Consider the following 18,218-nt stretch of genomic DNA (forward strand, 5'->3'; position numbering starts at 1 on the left):
CAGCCGGGTCAACACGGCGGTCCGCATGTCACCCGCGCTGAGCAGAGCGGACCGGGGGCGGCGGGCGCGCAGGGGGTTGTGTACGGCACAATTCGCTTTCGTCCCACGGGACTTACGGGTTCTGCCGCGGGCGGTGCCGGAGTTGTCGTTACTGGGTTTCGCAGGGTTCGGGAAGGCGGGCGTCGGGCGTGGCGGTGCAGGAGGCGAGACGCGGGAGCGGCTCGGACAAAGACGCGTACGAGGCGGCGCACGGGGGCGGCTGCACCTGCGGGGACTGTCCGCACGGCGCCCGTGAGGGGCACCGACGGGCGGTTGCCGCGTTCCTGGTCAGGCGGGACGAGTTCGCGGCCGGACAAGGGCTGCCGGCCGCGGTGGCCCACTCGCCCTCGGCTTCCCGGCAGTGGGTCTCGGAGGAGCTGACCCAGTCCGCGGGAGTCGTCGCCGAACGCGGTCGTGCCGAGGGGCGGGCGTGGCTCGCGGGCCTGGGGCGCCGCACGGCGGCCGTCGTATGGGCCGCGGTCGTGCTGCTGCTCCTGGGACAGTCGCTCACCGCGATCGGGGCCGGCTGGACGGCGGCGCGCACCGCCGGGCTGGCGGCCGCGCTGGTCGTGGCCGGTGCGCTGACGGCGGCGTCGTGGTTCCACCGGGCGCGGGGCGGGGCGCTGGCCCCGGTCATCGGCGAGGACAACCGTCTGTCCACGTCCCGGGCCGTGGCGGCCCTCTGGGTGCTCTTCGTCGCCTACGCGGTACTCGTCCTGGCCGGACAGCTGGCGGTTGCCTCGGGCCACGGCCGGCGGGACGCGCTGATCTCCGGGCTCGAACTCGCCCGCGGCGCCGGCGCGGTGACGGTGCTCGCGGTGGTGTGCGGGATCGCGGTCCTGGTGCGTCGGGTCGTCGGACTGCGGGTGCTGGGGCAGCGGCTGCAGAAGGTACGGGCGGACCGGCCGAGTGCGGCCGACCTGCTGACGGACGACGCGGGACGCGGTTCGTTCGCCGACATTCAGTACGTGGTGATCAGCACCGTCGCCCTGGTGTTCGCGGCGGTGCGGCTGGCCCGGCGCCCGGAACAACTGCCGGATCTGCCGTGGGGACTGGCGGTCGTGGTGCTGGTCTCGGCGGCGACCTATGTGGCCGCGAAGTACGCGGAGGGCGGGCGTCCCGTGATCCTCTCCGTGGTACGGGCGCGGGAGGCCGGTGACCTGGACGCGCCGATCCGCACCGGCGACGACATCGAGATCCGCGGCGCCGGCTTCGTACCACCGGGTGCTCAACGCGCGGACCGGCTGTCCCGGATGGTCGTCCGCATCGGCGCGGTCAACGTCCACGTGCCGCTGGTCCCCGTGACGGGCGGCTTCAGCAACCCCACGGACGACCTGCTGACGGTCCCGGTGCCCGCGGACGTGGAACCGGGCCGGGTGGACGTCCAGGTGGTCACCAGCGCGGGCGTGGAAACCAACCGGTACGCCATCGACGTGACGGACTGACACTCCACCGCCGAGCCCGCTGCCGACCGGCAATCTGTCGGAATCGCCAACCTCCCGAAAACGCCAACCTCCTGGGAACGCCAACTTGTCGGTGACGGCCATCTGTCGAAACCGACAGGAAGAAACCGGTCGAAGAAGGATTGAGCGAGGCCTGTACGTCGTACGTATGGTCTGTTGAGCAGGTCTCGGCACGCGCGGGCGAGAGGCGGCTGGCAAAGATGACTCACGGTATGCGGACGGATGCGTACACCTCGCACCCGGGCGGCGGTGACTGGCGGGACCAGTCCACCCGCTACGCCCTCCTGCCGCTACGGATCTTCCTGGGCGTCACCTTCATCTACGCGGGTCTGGACAAACTCACCGACAGCGCCTTCATGAAGGACGCGGGCGCCGGCTCCGTCGGCGACATGATGCGTACCGTCCGCGATTCCTCGGCCCTCCCCTCCCTGGTCGACCTGGCACTGAAGAGCCCCGCCGGTTTCGGGTACGCCATCGCCCTGGGCGAGCTGGCCGTCGGCATCGGCACCCTGCTCGGACTGCTGACCCGCCTGGCGGCGCTCGGCGGCGCGCTGATCTCGCTCAGCCTGTGGCTGACCGTCAGCTGGGCCGCCGACCCGTACTACTACGGCAATGATCTCGTCTACCTCATGGCCTGGACACCCCTCGTTCTCGCGGGCGCCCCGCTGCTCTCCCTGGACGCCGTCCTGCGCTCCCGACGACGACAGCGGACGGGCGGGTACCAGTAGGTTCCGCAGCAGGCCGGTGCGATCGCGAAGGTTGTGCCGGCCGAGTGTGCCGACGGGGCTCTCTCCGGGGGCCTTCCGTGACAGGCGTGAACAATTCCTCCGAAGTGTTCACGCCCCGCTCATTTGAGCCGCCCGTCCGGAGGTCGGCCAACGGCATCTCCGTGAGCCTGTCCCGCGCAGGGCCGGCGTCCCGCAGGGCCGTACTTCGTTGGGTCGGCCCGCGGGCGTCGGCCGTCCGTGCACCGTCGGCTGTCAACCGGGAAGGTCCGCCCGGGACTCGTCCGCTTTCGCCGCGCGGAGTGCAGCGCGGCGTCGGTGCACGGTCCGGGTCAGGACTCCGACCGCTCCCGCGAGGCAGAGGCCGCCCACGACGAGAGGGATCACCACGAACCACGGCGTGTCCCAGAGGCCGCCCGCATCACCGGCGTAGATGACGCCGGCCAGGGTCAGGAAGACGCCTGCGACCAGCCGCCCGGGCTGGAACCTATGACGCAGCACGGGTCACCTCCGCCTGTCCGACGCCGACCTGGAGGTCGAGGTCGAGCGTGCCGGCGTCCTTGCCGCCCGTGGTGGGGGGCAGGGTGACCTCCTTGTGCTTGCCCGGTGCCACGTCCACGTCCTTCTCGTCGTCGCCCGGCAGCTGGATGTCGCCCACGCCCACCTCGATGCTCAGCCGCACGGTCACGTCCTGCGGCACGACGACCCGTATTCGGCCGATCCCCACGTCGGCCCGAGTGGTCACGGTCTGCCCCTCGGCCAGGTCCAGCCGGGACAGGTCGAGGGTGCCGCTGCCGGCACCGACGTCGTACTGCTCGCGTACGCCGGCCACCGTCGTGGGCTCCCAGGTGGTCCGGATCCATTCGGTACCGACGTCCTTCGGCACGGCGGCCGATCCGGCGAGCAGGCCCGCCGTGATGACCGCCAGGAAGATCGAACCGGCTCCCGTGCGCCCCAGGAAGGCGCTGACCGCGATACCGACGCCGAAGACGGCCAGCGCACAGGCCAGGCCGGTCTGCAGGCTGGTGCCGAGTGGGTGCTCGTCCCAGGTCAGCCGGGTGCCGAGAAAGCCGGCGAGCAGGGCGAGGAGGAAGACCCAGCCGCCGATGCCGCGGGGGCCGCGCGGCTGCGGGGACCGCGAGCGCCGGTCGCCCGCAGCGGCGCGGTGGCCGCCCTGGACCCCGCGGCCGATGTTGACGGCCGCCGCGATGTCACGGTCCTCGGAGTCCGCTGGTCCCCACAGATAGCCCGTCCCGCCGACGTGTCTGCCGTCCTTGACCATGGGGTCGCGCCACCAGGAGGGCCAGGTGATCAGGATCGGGGGCGCCTGGGCCTCCGGCGGGGCGTCGGCGACGGCCTGGGCGGAGAGGGGGTCGGGGGCCGGAGCCTTCCGCCGCCGCGACCAGTACCCGGCGCCCGCCAGCAGGAGGGAGAGTATGACGGCGAAGGACAGCACCCCGCTGTTGTTCAGCATGGTCAGGAAGACCCCGCAGCCGACCAGGGCGAACAGCACGGCCGCCAGCGCCTGGCCGTCCACCCGGCCGGTCAGCAGCTTGCGCACCTCGTTCTCGTCCTCGTCGTCGTAGGGAACGAAGAGCCAGGCGAAGCCGTAGAAGATGAGGCCGATGCCGCCGGTCGCGGAGAGCACCGCGAGGGTGATCCGGAAGATCACCGGGTCCATGTCGCACTGCCGTCCGAGGCCCGCGCACACCCCGGCGAGCGTCTTGTGCCGCCGGTCGCGCCGGAACATGTGGGGAGGACCGGGGACACCGGTGCCGGCGGGATCGTCCGCGTCGGCTGCGGCACCCTCCGCACCACCCACGGTGGGCGAGGCACCCGCGGCATCCGCGGCGGGCGCGGTGTCCTGCGGCCCGGCCCCCGGCGGTGGGTGCGGGCCGCGGCCGGGTCCCGGACCCGTCGCGGCGTGCTCGTGATCTGTCATGGGTCCATGGTGACGGCCGCGGCGCCGGGACGGCAGCCGGTTCGACCCTGGTCGGACCCTGATATCGGCCCTGACACGACGCCGGGGGAGCGTTCGAAGCACCGGCGGCGCGAAGATCAGGGGAGTATCGGGGACCGACCCTGATGCTCCGGCTCCCCCGGCCGTGTGACCATCAGTGTCATGCCGGAAGCCGCAGCAGCACCACTCGTCGAACCGCGGCCGCCGCGCAAGCTCTACCGCAGCAGCGACGGACGCTGGCTCGGTGGTGTGGCGCGGGGGCTCGCCGGACACCTCGGGCTGCCCGTCATCTGGGTGCGGTTCGCCTTCGTCGGCCTGTTCATGGCCGACGGCCTCGGCGCGCTGCTGTACGCGGCCTTCTGGTTCTTCGTACCGCTGGGCGTCGGCGGCGTCGACGCCCAGCGGCCGCCGTCCCTCGTCACCGCCGAGACCTCTCCGGACGGCCGCCGCAGACTCGTCACCCGCAAACCGGACAAGGGTCAGATCGTCGCCCTCCTCCTCATGGTCGTCGTGGCCCTGGTCTTCGTGGGGAACGTCGATCTCGGCGGCGGAGCCAGGGTCTACCTCTGGCCGACCGTCCTCGTCGGCGCGGGCGTCGCCCTCGTCTGGCGCCAGGCGGACAACGCCCGCCGGGCCCGCTGGGCCGAGGTGGGGCGCCACCGGCGCACGGTCACCCTGCTGCGTACCGTGGCCGGCGTCCTGTTGGTGACGGCCGGTGTCACCGGCATCTTCGTCCTGCAGGGGTCCGCCGCTCACCTCGGTTCCGTTCTCCAGGCGGCCCTCGCCGTCCTCGTCGGGATAACGCTCCTCGCGGGCCCCTACCTGGTGCGCATGACGCAGGACCTCTCGGAGGAGCGGCTGATGCGCATCCGGGCCCAGGAGCGCGCCGAGGTCGCCGCCCACGTCCACGACTCGGTGCTGCACACCCTGACCCTGATCCAGCGCAACGCGGAGAGCCCGGGCGAGGTGCGCCGCCTGGCCCGGGCCCAGGAGCGCGACCTGCGCGCCTGGCTCTACAAGCCGGAGGGCAATGGCAAGGACGAGGACGACGAGCCCACCACCCTCGCCGAGGCCGTGAAGCGCAATGCGGCGGAGGTCGAGGACAAGCACGGCGTCCCCATCGAGGTCGTGGTCGTCGGTGACTGCCCGCTCGACGAGAGAATCGGCGCACAGATGCAGGCCGGACGCGAGGCGATGGTGAACGCCGCCAAGTACGGTGGCGAGGGCGGCGCCGTTCAGGTCTACGCCGAAGTCGAGGGCAGAAGGGTCTTCGTGTCCGTCCGGGACCGCGGCCCCGGCTTCGACCTCGACTCGATACCCGCCGACCGCATGGGCGTCAGAGAATCGATCATCGGCCGCATGGAGCGCAACGGCGGTACGGCCCGGTTGCGCGCGGTGCCGGACGGCGGCACGGAGGTCGAGCTGGAGATGGAGAGGGCGGAGAAGACGTCATGAGCGACCCGACCGAGGGGAACGGAATAGTGGGAGCGGGCGAGGCGGCCCAGCCCGCCCAGCCGGCGAACGGCGGCACGGGGGAGCGGCACGTGCGTGTGGTGCTCGTCGACGACCACCGCATGTTCCGCACCGGCGTCCAGGCCGAGATCGGCCAGACCGCGCAGACCGGGGTGGAGGTCGTCGGCGAGGCCGCCGACGTCGACCAGGCCGTCGCGGTCATCACCGCCACCCGGCCGGAGGTGGTTCTCCTCGACGTGCACCTCCCCGGCGGTGGCGGTGTCGAAGTCCTGCGCCGCTGCGCCCCCTTGATGAGTGACGCGGAGCAGCCCGTCCGCTTCCTCGCCCTGTCCGTCTCGGACGCGGCGGAGGACGTGATCGGCGTGATCCGCGGCGGCGCCCGGGGCTACGTGACGAAGACGATCACGGGCACGGACCTGATCGACTCCGTCTTCCGCGTCCAGGAGGGCGACGCCGTCTTCTCCCCGCGGCTGGCCGGCTTCGTCCTCGACGCGTTCGCCTCCACCGACGCCCCGCCGGTCGACGAGGACATGGACCGCCTCACCCAGCGCGAGCGCGAGGTGCTCCGTCTGATCGCCCGCGGCTACGCGTACAAGGAGATCGCCAAGCAGCTGTACATCTCGGTGAAGACGGTCGAGTCCCACGTCTCGGCGGTCCTCCGCAAGCTCCAGCTGTCCAACCGGCACGAGCTGACCCGATGGGCGACGGCGCGGCGGCTGGTGTGAGCATGCGGGGTGGTCGGGCGAAGGGGATACGCCCGTAGAGACTCCCTGACGCGGCCCCGTCAGCGTGTGATCATGCACGCATGGCGTCTGGGCGGATCATCTTCCTCAACGGCACCTCCAGTTCGGGCAAGTCGAGCATCGCTCGGGAGCTTCTGGCGATCCTGGACGACGGCGTTTTCTTCCACATGGCGGTCGACACCTTCAACGCGATGCGGAGCAAGCGAAACCTCGGGGCCGACGAGCTCGATGCCGCGTTGCGTCGGACCCGAATGGGCTTTCACCGCTCGATCGCGGCCATGGCCGAGGCGGGCAACGACATCGTGGTCGACCATGTGCTGAGTGAGCCGTGGCGGCTGCTCGACTGTCTGACGTTGTTGCCGGCCGAGGACGTACTGTTCGTGGGTGTGCATTGCCCGCTCGACGAGTTGACCCGGCGCGAGCTTGCCCGGGGTGACCGCCCGTCGGGCCTTGCCGCCCACCAGTACGAGCGTGTGCACAGCCACGGCGATTACGACCTGGAGTGCGACACGGGCACGGCGAGCCCGCGCGAGTGCGCGCAGCGGATCAGGGATTTCCTCCCAGACCGCCCCAGCCCCACAGCCTTCACCCGGCTCCGCCTGAAACTCGGCTCGCCTCTTCGCTGATCCCAGGCACGAGTGCCACTTCGACCACACCTCCTTGCCGATGCCGCAGTCCCTTCCCCGCGCACCCCGGTCGTCCGCCAGCGCCACCACCAGGCCTCGGCCAGATACGTCGTCCAAGCACGCCCTGCCGCTGGGTGCGCGCACCTACCCCTGCACCGCCTGCGGAACCACGTAACCACGGGACAAGAACTCCGCACGCGTCATGCTCGTCCGGGCTGAGGCAGCCTGAGCCAGGAAGCCCCTCCCTTCACGGAGGGGAGGACTCAAACCACCCGCGTAGCCCCCGCGAACGGCATCTCGTCGAGCGGGGCGACGCGGACCGGGGCCGAGGGGTTCGGGGCGTGGATCATACGGCCGTCGCCGATGTAGATGCCGACGTGACTGATGCCCGAGTAGAAGAACACCAGGTCCCCCGGACGCAGTTCGGCCCGTGCAACGCGGCGGCCCGCGTCGATCTGGGCGTAGGTCGTGCGTGGGAGGGAGACCCCGGCCGCGCGGTAGGCGGCCTGGATGAGGCCCGAGCAGTCGAAGGCGTCGGGGCCGGTCGCGCCCCACACGTAGGGGCTGCCGAGCTTCTGGTGGGCGTAGGCGACGGCGGCTGCGGCACGGGAGTCGGGCGCCTGTGCGGGAGAGGCGGACAGAGCGCTCCGGTCGGCCGCCGAGGAGCGGGAGGCACGGTCGCCCGTGCCGTGGCCGAGCCCGGCGCGTTCCTCGGTGGTCAGCCGGGACAGCAGGCGGCGGGCCGTCTCCAGTTTGCCGGTGACGGTCTCGCGGTGGCGTTTCAGTTCGGCCCGGCGCGACGTCAGCGAGGTCACCTCGACGCGGGCGGCTCCGCGGAGCTGTTCGATCTCCCGGAGTTCCTCGCGTACCCGGCCGACGGCGGCCGTCTGACGGCTGCCCGCCCGCTCGACGAACGCGGCGCCTTCGAGATACGCGTCGGGGTCGGCGGAGAGTGCGAGTTGCAGGGCCGGGTCGAGGCCGCCGCTGCGGTACTGGGCCGCCGCGACCGAGCCCAGCGCCTCGCGTGCCGAGTTCAGGCGGCTCTCCTTGCGGGCCGCCTCGTCCCGTAGTTTCTCCAGGCGCTGCTCGGCGGCGTCCGCCTTCTCCTTCGCGCCGTTGTACTTCTCGGTGGCGATCTCGGCCTCCCGGTAGAGCTTGTCCACCTTGGCCCTCACCTGCGCCGGAGTCGGTTCTGGATCGGCGTGCCCGGTCCCGCCGCCCAGGCCGGTCGCGGCGGCCGCGCCCGCGAGGGCGATGGTGGCCGCCCTACGGACTCTCCCGCCGCCCGTCACGCGCTGTCGCGGCCTGCGGTGCGCTCCCACCTGCGATCCACGTCCTTTCCGTACGGCTCGACTCCGGTTGCCTGGGGGAGGACGCTAGGCGCGGCGGTCATGGCCGGGTGGCGAGATGCACGGAAGTGGCGGTACCGGACCAGTCGGTGACCGTATGTGGTGAAGGCCTCGTCCCGCGACCGCCACCTTCACGCAGGGTGATGACCGATCTGTCGGATCGGGGGTGGTTGAGGGATGTGAGGTGTTATGAGGCGCATGTGCGTGGCGAGCGCCGCGCAAGAGCCCTCGCGTCCGGGCGGGCCGGTGTCGGCGGGTGCCCGGGCCTCTGATTAGGCTCCGGCCCCATGGACGTACTCATCCACATCTTCGTCGGTCTGCACATCATCGGCATCGCGTCGCTCCTCGGGGGCTTCCTGACCCAGATGAAGGCGATGGGCCAGGGCACGGCCCGTTTCGTTCCGGCGATGCTGCACGGCGCGCTGACGATGCTGGTCACCGGCGTCGTCCTGATCGGCCTCAACCAGGCCGACGACCAGTCCGTCGACAACGTCAAGATGGGCGTGAAGCTCGCCCTGCTGATCGTGATCCTCGGCCTGGTCTATGTGAAGCGCGACGACGAGAAGGTGGAGAAGCCGCTGTTCGGTCTGGTGGGCCTGCTGACCGTGGCGAACATCTTCATCGCCGTGCTGTGGACCTGAGGGCCGCCGCGTCCGTGACCGGGGACCGCAGCCCGGCCCTGGCCTGGACGACCGCCCCCGCGGCCACCGCCAGCCACGCGGCCACCGCGATCCACAGCAGCGCCTGACCGGGCGCCTCCAGCCACGGGACGTCGAGGACGGCGGCGACGGACAGTGTCGCCGCCGCCGTCATGCCGAGCGGGAAGACGGTCGACCAGCGGCGCACGTCGTAGCGGATCCGGGGCCACGCGATCTCGGCGGCGAGCAGCGCGGCGTACCAGGCGAGGTCGAGGGCGAGCAGGAAGACGGTCACGTCGTGCAGGACGGCGTAGTCGTCGTCGTTCCACAGGTACATGCCCGTCCCGGCCGCCGCGAGCAGTTTGGCGCCGGCCAGTGCCGAGATGGCGAGGGCGCCGCCCGCCACCCAGTGGTCCCCGGAGCCCCGGGCCACCTGCCGCAGATCGAAGCGGAACAGCGCGATCAGGTAGAGCACGATCCCCAGCCAGAACGGCACCACGGCCGCGTGTGCCAGCCAGGGTGTCGAGGTGGCCGCGGCCAGCGTGGCGCCGAGCACGGCGAGACCCTCCGTGGCCACACAGCCCAGGAACACGGCGCCGGGCATCCTGCGCCCCCAGCGCCGTACCACCAGGAGCAGCAGCCCCGGCCACAGCAGCGCCGCCAGCGCCAGCAGCGCCGCCGCCAGGACCGGCCGGTCGAGCAGCGAGAAGCGGGTGCCGAGCACGGTCGTCGCGGCCACGGCGGTGAGCGCCCCCGGCGTCCCCGCTCGCGTCACCCACTGCGCGCGCTCGGCCAGGAGCAGGTAGACGAAGTTCGCCGCCAGTGTCAGCCAGGCGGCGCAGGCCAGGACGAGGGTGATCCTGGACAGGACCTCGTGGCCCGTCAGGTGCAGGGCGACCGACAGGATGCCGGTCGCCATCACCGCGGCCCCGGCCGCCGGGGGACGCTGCGCCCACCAGGCGCGCAGCGGGTAGGGGGAGGTGGGAGAGGTGCCGGATGACATGGGCCCGATGCTAGAGAGCCGCGGGGGTCAGGCCGGGCGCACCACGCTGTGGATCGACGACTCGCCGTCGTAGAAGATCGATTCCTCACGGACGTACGCGCCCGGCTTCGGTGCGTGGATCATCATGCCGTTGCCGATGTAGAGGCCGACGTGGCTGAGGTCGTCGTAGAAGAAGACCAGGTCACCGGGCTGGGCCTGGGAGACGGCGACCGTCGTGCCGGCGTCGACCTGGTCGTAGGTGGTACGCGGCAGTGTCACCCCGGCGGCCTTCCAGGCGGCCTGGGTGAGGCCCGAGCAGTCGTAGGAGCCGGGGCCCGTGGCGCCCCACACGTACGGCTTGCCCATCTGGGCGCGGGCGAAGGCGAGCGCCTTCTCGGCCTTGGTGCCGTGGGAGGAGTCCGGCGCGGCGGACCCGGTTTCCGTACCGGTGCCACCTGTGCCACCGGAGCCGGATGATCCGGCGGACCCGGTGGCGGCGCCGCTCTCCCGCCGGGCGGCCTCCTCCTGCCGCTCGCGCTCCTCGGCCTGCTGCTTCGCGAGCTCCGCGGCCTTGCGGGCGGCCTCGTCCCGCTTCTTCTTCTCGATCGCCGCGAGCCGGGCCTTCTCCTCGGCGGTCAGCTCCGACAGCAGCTCGCGGGCGGTGGCGAGCTTCTTCTGGACGGTGCTCTTGGCCGTTCTCAGCTCGCTCTGCGACTCGTTGAGCGTCTCGAGGCTCTCGGTGGCCTCCCGGCGCCTCTCCATCGTCGCGGACTGCTGTGTGACGTAGTCGTCGACCGCGTCCTTCTGGCGGCCGGTGAGCCGGCTCATCAGGTGGTTCTGGTCGAAGTAGTCCTGCGGCGAGTCCGCGAGCAGGAAGGTCGCGGTCTCCGGGACCGCGGCACCCGTGCGGTACTGGGCCGAGGCGAAGGACCCCAACGCCTCGCGTGCCTCGTTGAGCCGCTGGGTGCGCTCGGCGACGTCGTCGAGGAGGGTGTCGACGCGCTCGCGCTGCTTGGCGGTCCTCTCTTTGGCGGCGTTGTACCTCTCCGTCGCCGACCCCGCCTGCCGGTACAGGTCGTCGACCTTCTTCTCGACCTCTTCGAGGGTCGGCCTGTCGTCGTCCGACGGCGCGGCGGTGGCCGTCTGGGACAGCAGGGCGACGGAGGTGAGGGCTGCCGTGGCGAGGGCGGGGGTCCGTATGCCTGCGACACGCGTACCCGTGGGGCGCGACTTGCGGTGCGACGCCAAGGAGGCGACTCCTTCCACGCTCCGCCTGCCGGGTCGGCGGTGGGCCCGCGGGCCCTGCCGGCCCTGGGGGAGGGGGCGGGCGGCGTGGTCCCTCCGGAAGGTCTGCCCTGCGGCGGGTCCGTCGGGGGGCAGGGCGGCCGATTCACCCCAGGTTTCCCTGTCGGGTCCCCGGCTCCGGGTGCCGTGCGAGCACGCCGGACTCGGCGGAGGCCGCGCGGCCCGGCGACGTTCGCCGGAGGGGGCCGTGCGGCCTGCCCGCACCGTAGCCAACCCGTGGGGCCGCTGTGAAGGTCGGCAGGTGATATGCCCGATACATTTTCGTGACCTTCGGGGAAGGTGTCACTCTCCGTGGTGTCACCCGTCGCAGGGGGTGCCCAGTGCCGGTATGCCGGCCAATTTCCGGGGTGGCGCCGGGTTGTCGGTGGGGCGCCCTAGACTCGGAGAGCGATGAGCAGCCTCTTTGACGACAGCTTCCTGGCGAGCCTCCAGACCCCCCGCGGTCACGAGGAGGAACCCCCGCCGCCGCCCGAGGACGATCACGGACCGGAGCCGGTCCCGCACGATCTGTTCGGCGGGAAGTTCGACGCGCCGCCGGACCGGGACACCCACTACCGCGACGGCGCCCCCCGCCCCGCGCTGGACGCCGCCGCGCTCCTGGACGGGCTGAACGACAACCAGCGCGCCGCCGTCGTGCACTCCGGCTCCCCGCTGCTCATCGTGGCCGGTGCCGGATCCGGCAAGACCAGGGTCCTCACCCACCGCATCGCCCACCTGCTGGCCGAGCGGAGCGTCCACCCCGGCCAGATCCTCGCGATCACCTTCACCAACAAGGCCGCGGGCGAGATGAAGGAGCGCGTCGAGCAGCTCGTCGGCCCGCGCGCGAACGCGATGTGGGTGATGACCTTCCACAGCGCGTGCGTCCGCATCCTGCGCCGGGAGTCGAAGAGGCTCGGTTTCACGTCCTCGTTCTCGATCTACGACGCCGCCGACTCCAAGCGCCTGATGGCGCTCGTCTGCCGCGACCTCGACCTGGACCCCAAGCGCTTCCCGCCCAAGTCCTTCAGCGCGAAGATCAGCAACCTCAAGAACGAGCTGATCGACGAGGAGGACTTCGCCGCCCAGGCCGCCGACGGATTCGAGAAGACCGTCGCCCAGGCGTACGCCCTCTACCAGTCGCGGCTGCGCGAGGCCAACGCCCTCGACTTCGACGACCTGATCATGACGACGGTCAACCTGCTCCGCGCCTTCCCGGACGTCGCCGAGCACTACCGCCGCCGCTTCCGGCACGTCCTGGTCGACGAGTACCAGGACACCAACCACGCCCAGTACTCCCTCGTGCGCGAGCTGGTCGGCACCTCCGAGCACCCCGTCGACGTGCCGCCCGAGGCAGAGGTCCCGCCCGCCGAGCTGTGCGTGGTGGGCGACGCCGACCAGTCGATCTACGCCTTCCGAGGCGCCACCATCCGCAACATCCTCCAGTTCGAGGAGGACTACCCGGACGCGACGACGATCCTCCTGGAGCAGAACTACCGCTCCACCCAGACGATCCTCAGCGCCGCCAACGCGGTCATCGAGCGCAACGAGTCCCGCCGCCCCAAGAACCTGTGGACCAACCAGGGCGCCGGCTCGCGGATCACCGGGTACGTCGCCGACACCGAGCACGACGAGGCGCAGTTCGTCGCCGACGAGATAGACCGCCTCACGGACGCGGGCGAGGCGAAGGCCGGCGACGTCGCCGTCTTCTACCGCACCAACGCACAGTCCCGTGTCTTCGAAGAGGTCTTCATCCGCGTCGGCCTGCCCTACAAGGTCGTCGGCGGCGTCCGCTTCTACGAGCGCAAGGAGGTCCGGGACGTCCTGGCGTACCTGCGGGTGCTGGCCAATCCCGAGGACTCGGTGCCGCTGCGCCGCATCCTCAACGTCCCCAAGCGCGGCATCGGCGACCGCGCCGAGGCCATGATCGACGCCCTCTCCCAGCGCGAGAGGATCAGCTTCCCGCAGGCCCTGAAGCGGGTCGACGAGGCGTACGGCATGGCCGCGCGCTCCGCGAACGCCGTCAAGCGGTTCAACACGCTCATGGAGGACCTCCGGACGATCGTCGAGTCCGGTGCCGGTCCGGCGACCGTGCTGGAGGCGATCCTCGAACGCACCGGCTACCTCGCCGAGTTGCAGGCCTCCACCGACCCCCAGGACGAGACCCGCATCGAGAACCTCCAGGAACTCGCCGCCGTCGCCCTGGAGTTCGAACAGGAGCGGGCCGAGAGCGAGGAGCCCGGAACCCTGGCCGACTTCCTGGAGAAGGTCGCGCTGGTCGCCGACTCCGACCAGATCCCCGACGAGGAGGACGGCGACGGCGTCGTCACCCTGATGACCCTGCACACCGCCAAGGGCCTGGAGTTCCCGGTCGTCTTCCTCACCGGCATGGAGGACGGCGTCTTCCCGCACATGCGCGCCCTCGGGCAGGCCAAGGAGCTGGAGGAGGAGCGGCGCCTGGCGTACGTCGGCATCACACGCGCCCGTGAGCGGCTCTACCTGACCCGGTCCACACTGCGCAGCGCCTGGGGGCAGCCGTCGTACAACCCGCCCTCGCGCTTCCTGGAGGAGATTCCGGCACCCCACCTGGAGTGGAAGCGGACCGGGGCGAACGGGCCCGCGCCCTCCGCGCCGGTCTCGGGCGTGGCGGCCTCGCTGTCGTCGTCCCGCTCCCGCTCCTCGGCGTCGGGCGCGTCCGGCTTCGCCACGCGCCGGTCCGCCGCCGCCGAGCAGGCGACGGTCTCCCTGTCGGTCGGGGACCGTGTCACGCACGACCAGTTCGGGCTCGGGACGGTGGTCGGGGTGAAGGGCACCGGGTCGAACGCCGAGGCGACGATCGACTTCGGCGACACCAAGCCGAAGCGGCTGCTGCTGCGGTACGCGCCGGTGGAGAAGCTCTGAGGGTGCGTCGCGGGGGCCTCGCGGGTCTGCCGCGGGGCCTCGCGGGTGCATCGTGGGTCTGTCGCGGGGCCTCGCGGGGGTTGCCTGCGGGCGCGGCGCGGGTGTTGCGCCGCGGGCGCGGCACCCCGAGCGCCCGCGCCGCCGGCCCGGGGCCGGGCTGCTGAGACGTTACGGCGTCAGGACGGGTTGAGGCCGTGGCTGCGCAGCCACGAGAGCGGGTCGATCGCCGAGCCGCCCGAGGGACGCACCTCGAAGTGCAGGTGCGGGCCGGTCGAGTTGCCCGAGTTGCCGGAGAACGCGATCGCGTCGCCGGCCTTCACCTTCGTACCGGAGGGCACCTGGTAACTGGAGAGGTGGCAGTACCAGGTCTCCGTACCGTCCTTCGCGGTCACGATCATCATGTTTCCGTACGCGCTGTTGTACTGCGTGCGGACCGTGCCGTCGGTCGAGGCCATCACCTTCGTGCCGTACGACACCGGGAAGTCGATCCCGCTGTGCACGGACATCCAGTTGATGCCGGCCTGGCCGTAGTACGCGCTGAGACCGTGCTGGGCGACCGGGAGCGCGAACTTGGGGCGCAGCCGCTCCTTGCGGGCCGCCTCCTGTGCCGCGCGCTTCTTCTCGGCGGCCTGCTGGGCCTTGAGGTCGATGCGTTCCTGGGTCCTGCTGGCCCGGTCGGCGAAGTCGTCGGCTCCGGCGGCGAGGCTCGTGAGCTGGGTGTCCAGCTTGTTGTTGGCGGCGGACGGCTTCACCGGCGCCGCTTCCGCGTCACCCGCGGTGCCCGCGTCCGCCGCGGACGCCCTGGTCTCCTTGCCGTCGTCGCCGGTGAGGCCGCCGACCGAGGCCGCGGCGATACCGGCGACGCTCATCACGCAGGCCGACGGCACGGCGATGGTCAGCAGCGCCGAACGCTTGGCGGGCTGGCGGCGGCGGGAACGCGACCCACCGCGGGAGGCGGTGCGTGCGGCCGGAATCCGGGCGGCCGGGCTGACCTCTTCCTGGCCCTCCAGGAGAGCGGTCACGGTGGGGAGTTCGCCGGTGGCGGCCAGGTCGTCGTCGCGCGGGGCGGGTTCCTCGGCGGTCGGCGGGGTGTCCGCAGGGCCTTCCGGCCCGGTGTCCTGTGCCGTCTGCGGGCTCTCCGCCGTGGTGCCGTCCGAGTTCCACTGCGTGGCGTCGTAGGCGCCGGTGTCGGCCGTGCCGGTCGCGAAGGTGCCGGTCGTGAAGGTGCCGGTTTCGTACGTGCCGGTGGCGAAGGTGTTGGTGTCGAAGGTCTGCGTGCCCCATTGCCACTGCTGGGTCTGATCCGCCGGCTCGCCGGACTGGTCCGGCTGGGCCCAGGCGCCGGTGTCCCACTGTCCGGTGGCCTCGACGCCCGTGGCCTGCGGCGGCACGGAGGCGGGCTGCTGGTAGTCGGCCGTCCACGTGGTCGTGTCGTAGGCGCCGGTGTCGTAGGCGGCGTGGTGCTGGGCCGCGTACGCGTCGTAGTTCAGGGCCTGTCCGCTGCCGGTGGACCACTGGGTCGCGTCGTACGTGCCTGTGGCGTCGTAGGAACCCGTGGTCTCGTACGACCCCGTGGCGTCGTGGGTTCCGGTGTCCTGGCCCGGGAGGCAGGCGAAGAGGGGGTCCGCGTCGAAGGCCGCCGTGGTGGTGCCGCCGGTGGAAAAACCGGTGGTGGCATATCCGCCGTACGTGGTGAGGTCGCCGTACTGGGCCTCCCCTGTGCCGTACGACGCGTACTGCGCCGGATCGGCGTCGGAAGCCGAAGCCGGGGTGGTCATGGTCCCCGACGGGTGACGGTCGTTCACCAACTTCTCTTTCGCCTCGACAACAGGGGCTGCCAGAGCAGTGCGGCGACTGTACCCGGCGGTATACGGGCACGACAATCTTCGTCAGGTTTCACGCGCGAAGGAAACGGGCAATCGGCCGTGTTTTGGGGGACGGCGGGCACGAGTTTGGCTTTGTGTTCGATGTTTGTTCGATGGCGAACGGGTTGCGTCGGCTGTTTTTCGGAGCCTGACCGGGGTCTTCTCGGGAACTTGTGAGGGTCTTCTGGGGGCCTCGAGGGGTTTTCCGGGTCTTCTCCGGGTCTTCTCCGGGTCTCAGGCGACCGTCAGGCCGCCGGCGTGCTTGCCGGTTTCCGCGCCCGCCTCCGTCTCGGTCGTGTCCAGTGCCTGCCGTATCCCGGTGGCCACGGCGGGGTGCACGGGGAGGGCGAGGTGGCCGATGCCGCTCACCCGCACGTTCTGCACCGTCAGGTCGGGGTGGTCGAGGCAGGCGGTCTCCAGCGGGTCCATCACGCGGTCCAGATCGCTCCAGAAGCTGACGAACTGTGTACGGCAGCCGGGCGACGGCAGGGTCAGCTCCTCGAGCACCGCCGATCCGGGGCGCATCTGGCGCACGATCGGATGCGCGTTCGCCAGGGGGACCACCCGAGTCCCGGCGTGCGGGGTGCCGAGCGTCACGAGTGTCCGGACGCGGAGGTCTCCGGCGAGGCGCTGCACGTAGTACCGGGCTATCAGTCCGCCGAGGCTGTGCCCGACGATGTCGACCCGCTCACTGCCCGTCCGTTCGCAGATTTCCTCTATGTGCCGACCGAGCAGCTCGGCCGCGGTGCGGATGTCGCAGGTCAGAGGGGAGTAGTTCAGCGACTCGATCTGGTGTCTGCCGTGCTGGGCCAGGCTGCGGCGCAGGAGCAGGAAGACCGAGCGGTTGTCGATGAAGCCGTGCAGCAGGACGACCGGGGGGCTGCTGCGGGCCGGGAGCCGGGGAGTGGGAGGGGAGGGCTGCCGGTCCTGGGCGGCCTGTGGCGGGAGGGCCGAGATCGGGCGGCGCTCCTGGATGATCCCCGAGGGATACAGGAGTAAGTGCCCGGCGAGGATCGCGACCTCCAGGGCGCTTGCCTTGATGAGGGTCAGGGAGAGGCCGGTCAACCGGCCTGGGAGACCTGTGAGCCCGGGCAGTCCTGGAAGCCCGGGCAGGTCGGACAGGCTGGGCATGTCAGGCAAGCCGGGCAGACCGGGCAGGCTGGGCATGCCGGGCAGGAGACGCTGACAGAACGGGAGAAGGGGCAGTGCTGTCGTGGTGACCTTCATGGGCCGACCTCCTGTCGGCACGCGCGGTGACGCCTCTGTCCCCCGTGTGCCCTCGTGGAGAGCCGTGACACCAGTGATGGGTGATGTTTGTGAGGTTCGCCCGTTCGAGCGCGCCGCGGCGCATGGCAGCGCCCTGTGAGCCCTGTGGTGTCGTTGAAACGGCGACGAGGCCCGCTGCTGCCCTGTACTGCCTTCGCTGCGGCTCTCCGTACGCGTAGTGCCGCCGCACCCTGGAACGGTGTGCGGCGAACATGTCCCACTGTGTGATTTCCCCCTCTGTATCCACCGCGAAACTGCCGGTTGCGGGATGCTGGCGATAACGTTCGTTCACTTCCCGGACGATGTGGTGCGGGGTGTCTGCGTCGCCAAAGTGTGCTGCTTCGTGTGCTTGTGTGCTGTGTGCGCGATGTGTGCGATGTGCGTCTTATGTGTATGCCGCGCCCTGTGTACGGCGTCGGTGAAGTGTGCGGTACTTGTCGGTACGGATGGATGTAGTCGCTTCATGGAGGCAGTGATGGGTGTGGCAGCCGGTCCGATCCGCGTGGTGGTGGCCAAGCCGGGGCTCGACGGCCACGATCGTGGGGCCAAGGTGATCGCGCGGGCGCTGCGCGACGCCGGTATGGAGGTCATCTACACCGGGCTCCACCAGACACCCGAGCAGATCGTGGACACCGCGATCCAGGAGGACGCCGACGCGATCGGACTGTCCATCCTCTCCGGTGCGCACAACACGCTCTTCGCCGCCGTGATCGAGCTCCTCAGGGAGCGGGACGCAGCGGACATCCTTGTCTTCGGCGGCGGGATCATCCCCGAGGCGGACATCGCCCCCCTGAAGGAGAAGGGCGTCGCGGAGATCTTCACGCCCGGCGCCACCACGGCGTCGATCGTGGACTGGGTGCGGGCGAACGTGCGGGAACCCGCGGAGGCGTAGGCGCCGGGTCCGCGT

At 71.3% G+C, this 18,218-nt stretch carries 15 protein-coding genes; 8 read left to right on the forward strand and 7 right to left on the reverse strand.

All coding sequences use genetic code 11. The annotated features are described in order from the left end of the window. Nucleotides 1-188 precede the first annotated feature (188 nt). Together ACZ7G3_RS01560 and ACZ7G3_RS01565 are read left to right on the forward strand one after the other, a co-directional pair. On the forward strand, nucleotides 189-1,484 hold the full coding sequence (locus tag ACZ7G3_RS01560; protein WP_470922781.1) for a hypothetical protein: 1,296 nt from the start codon (nucleotides 189-191) through the stop codon (nucleotides 1,482-1,484). Between the two features lie 218 nt (nucleotides 1,485-1,702). Beyond that, nucleotides 1,703-2,230 (forward strand): DoxX family membrane protein, encoded by a 528-nt coding sequence (locus ACZ7G3_RS01565; protein ID WP_470922782.1) that lies wholly within the window; start codon nucleotides 1,703-1,705, stop codon nucleotides 2,228-2,230. A 252-nt stretch (nucleotides 2,231-2,482) separates the two neighbouring features. Here ACZ7G3_RS01565 and ACZ7G3_RS01570 read toward each other — a convergent pair whose 3' ends face one another. Continuing rightward, nucleotides 2,483-2,728, reverse strand: a complete 246-nt coding sequence (locus ACZ7G3_RS01570; RefSeq protein WP_426597180.1) for a hypothetical protein — start codon at nucleotides 2,726-2,728, stop codon at nucleotides 2,483-2,485. Continuing rightward, entirely contained in the window at nucleotides 2,715-4,169 is a 1,455-nt protein-coding gene (locus tag ACZ7G3_RS01575; protein WP_470922783.1) for a PspC domain-containing protein, read from the reverse strand. The genes ACZ7G3_RS01570 and ACZ7G3_RS01575 overlap by 14 nt, the downstream gene beginning before the upstream one ends. A gap of 180 nt (nucleotides 4,170-4,349) precedes the next feature. Here ACZ7G3_RS01575 and ACZ7G3_RS01580 point away from each other — a divergent pair, with 180 nt between their 5' ends. The 3 genes from ACZ7G3_RS01580 (at nucleotide 4,350) to ACZ7G3_RS01590 (ending at nucleotide 7,029) form a co-directional block, all read left to right on the forward strand. Then, nucleotides 4,350-5,642: a PspC domain-containing protein gene (locus ACZ7G3_RS01580; RefSeq protein ID WP_470922784.1), complete on the forward strand. Its 1,293-nt coding sequence runs from the start codon at nucleotides 4,350-4,352 to the stop codon at nucleotides 5,640-5,642. Continuing rightward, nucleotides 5,639-6,385 (forward strand): LuxR C-terminal-related transcriptional regulator, encoded by a 747-nt coding sequence (locus ACZ7G3_RS01585; protein WP_426597177.1) that lies wholly within the window; start codon nucleotides 5,639-5,641, stop codon nucleotides 6,383-6,385. Before ACZ7G3_RS01580 ends, ACZ7G3_RS01585 begins: the two co-directional genes overlap by 4 nt. Nucleotides 6,386-6,465: 80 nt before the next feature. Then, the gene (locus ACZ7G3_RS01590) at nucleotides 6,466-7,029 is read left to right on the forward strand and encodes a chloramphenicol phosphotransferase CPT family protein (RefSeq protein ID WP_426597176.1); all 564 of its coding nucleotides are present in this window, start codon (nucleotides 6,466-6,468) and stop codon (nucleotides 7,027-7,029) included. 263 nt (nucleotides 7,030-7,292) lie between these two features. Here ACZ7G3_RS01590 and ACZ7G3_RS01595 read toward each other — a convergent pair whose 3' ends face one another. After that, nucleotides 7,293-8,351: a C40 family peptidase gene (locus ACZ7G3_RS01595; protein WP_470922785.1), complete on the reverse strand. Its 1,059-nt coding sequence runs from the start codon at nucleotides 8,349-8,351 to the stop codon at nucleotides 7,293-7,295. 314 nt (nucleotides 8,352-8,665) lie between these two features. Between ACZ7G3_RS01595 and ACZ7G3_RS01600 the strand changes: the two genes are divergently transcribed. Then, nucleotides 8,666-9,019, forward strand: coding sequence for a hypothetical protein (locus ACZ7G3_RS01600; RefSeq protein WP_361210449.1), 354 nt, complete (start codon nucleotides 8,666-8,668; stop codon nucleotides 9,017-9,019). Here the strand turns inward: ACZ7G3_RS01600 and ACZ7G3_RS01605 are convergent. Both ACZ7G3_RS01605 and ACZ7G3_RS01610 read right to left on the reverse strand, forming a co-directional pair. Continuing rightward, nucleotides 8,997-10,019 carry a tellurite resistance/C4-dicarboxylate transporter family protein gene (locus tag ACZ7G3_RS01605; RefSeq protein ID WP_426597174.1) on the reverse strand — a complete coding sequence of 341 codons (1,023 nt, stop codon included), beginning with the start codon at nucleotides 10,017-10,019 and terminating at the stop codon, nucleotides 8,997-8,999. The two genes, ACZ7G3_RS01600 and ACZ7G3_RS01605, sit on opposite strands and share 23 nt — an antisense overlap. A gap of 27 nt (nucleotides 10,020-10,046) precedes the next feature. Further along, entirely contained in the window at nucleotides 10,047-11,246 is a 1,200-nt protein-coding gene (locus ACZ7G3_RS01610; RefSeq protein ID WP_470922786.1) for a C40 family peptidase, read from the reverse strand. A gap of 447 nt (nucleotides 11,247-11,693) precedes the next feature. On the opposite strand from ACZ7G3_RS01610, the gene pcrA reads away from it, so the two are divergent. Next, on the forward strand, nucleotides 11,694-14,180 hold the full coding sequence (gene pcrA, locus ACZ7G3_RS01615; protein WP_470922787.1) for a DNA helicase PcrA: 2,487 nt from the start codon (nucleotides 11,694-11,696) through the stop codon (nucleotides 14,178-14,180). Between the two features lie 176 nt (nucleotides 14,181-14,356). Here the strand turns inward: pcrA and ACZ7G3_RS01620 are convergent, their stop codons facing one another. Next, nucleotides 14,357-15,985 carry a M23 family metallopeptidase gene (locus tag ACZ7G3_RS01620; protein ID WP_470922788.1) on the reverse strand — a complete coding sequence of 543 codons (1,629 nt, stop codon included), beginning with the start codon at nucleotides 15,983-15,985 and terminating at the stop codon, nucleotides 14,357-14,359. Between the two features lie 294 nt (nucleotides 15,986-16,279). Beyond that, nucleotides 16,280-17,272, reverse strand: a complete 993-nt coding sequence (locus ACZ7G3_RS01625; protein ID WP_470922789.1) for an esterase/lipase family protein — start codon at nucleotides 17,270-17,272, stop codon at nucleotides 16,280-16,282. A 514-nt stretch (nucleotides 17,273-17,786) separates the two neighbouring features. On the opposite strand from ACZ7G3_RS01625, the gene ACZ7G3_RS01630 reads away from it, so the two are divergent. Beyond that, entirely contained in the window at nucleotides 17,787-18,203 is a 417-nt protein-coding gene (locus ACZ7G3_RS01630; protein WP_055418278.1) for a cobalamin B12-binding domain-containing protein, read from the forward strand. Nucleotides 18,204-18,218 lie beyond the last annotated feature (15 nt).

The sequence above is a fragment of the Streptomyces sp. NPDC037271 genome (assembly GCF_055603605.1).

What these genes read in the sequence shown, in the direction of transcription:
- ACZ7G3_RS01565 (WP_470922782.1), top strand. Translation starts at nt 1,703, where the DNA reads ATGACTCACGGTATGCGGACGGATGCGTACACCTCGCACCCGGGCGGC.
- ACZ7G3_RS01575 (WP_470922783.1), bottom strand. Translation starts at nt 4,169, where the DNA reads ATGACAGATCACGAGCACGCCGCGACGGGTCCGGGACCCGGCCGCGGC.
- ACZ7G3_RS01580 (WP_470922784.1), top strand. Translation starts at nt 4,350, where the DNA reads ATGCCGGAAGCCGCAGCAGCACCACTCGTCGAACCGCGGCCGCCGCGC.
- ACZ7G3_RS01585 (WP_426597177.1), top strand. Translation starts at nt 5,639, where the DNA reads ATGAGCGACCCGACCGAGGGGAACGGAATAGTGGGAGCGGGCGAGGCG.
- ACZ7G3_RS01590 (WP_426597176.1), top strand. Translation starts at nt 6,466, where the DNA reads ATGGCGTCTGGGCGGATCATCTTCCTCAACGGCACCTCCAGTTCGGGC.
- ACZ7G3_RS01600 (WP_361210449.1), top strand. Translation starts at nt 8,666, where the DNA reads ATGGACGTACTCATCCACATCTTCGTCGGTCTGCACATCATCGGCATC.
- ACZ7G3_RS01605 (WP_426597174.1), bottom strand. Translation starts at nt 10,019, where the DNA reads ATGTCATCCGGCACCTCTCCCACCTCCCCCTACCCGCTGCGCGCCTGG.
- pcrA (WP_470922787.1), top strand. Translation starts at nt 11,694, where the DNA reads ATGAGCAGCCTCTTTGACGACAGCTTCCTGGCGAGCCTCCAGACCCCC.
- ACZ7G3_RS01625 (WP_470922789.1), bottom strand. Translation starts at nt 17,272, where the DNA reads ATGAAGGTCACCACGACAGCACTGCCCCTTCTCCCGTTCTGTCAGCGT.
- ACZ7G3_RS01630 (WP_055418278.1), top strand. Translation starts at nt 17,787, where the DNA reads ATGGGTGTGGCAGCCGGTCCGATCCGCGTGGTGGTGGCCAAGCCGGGG.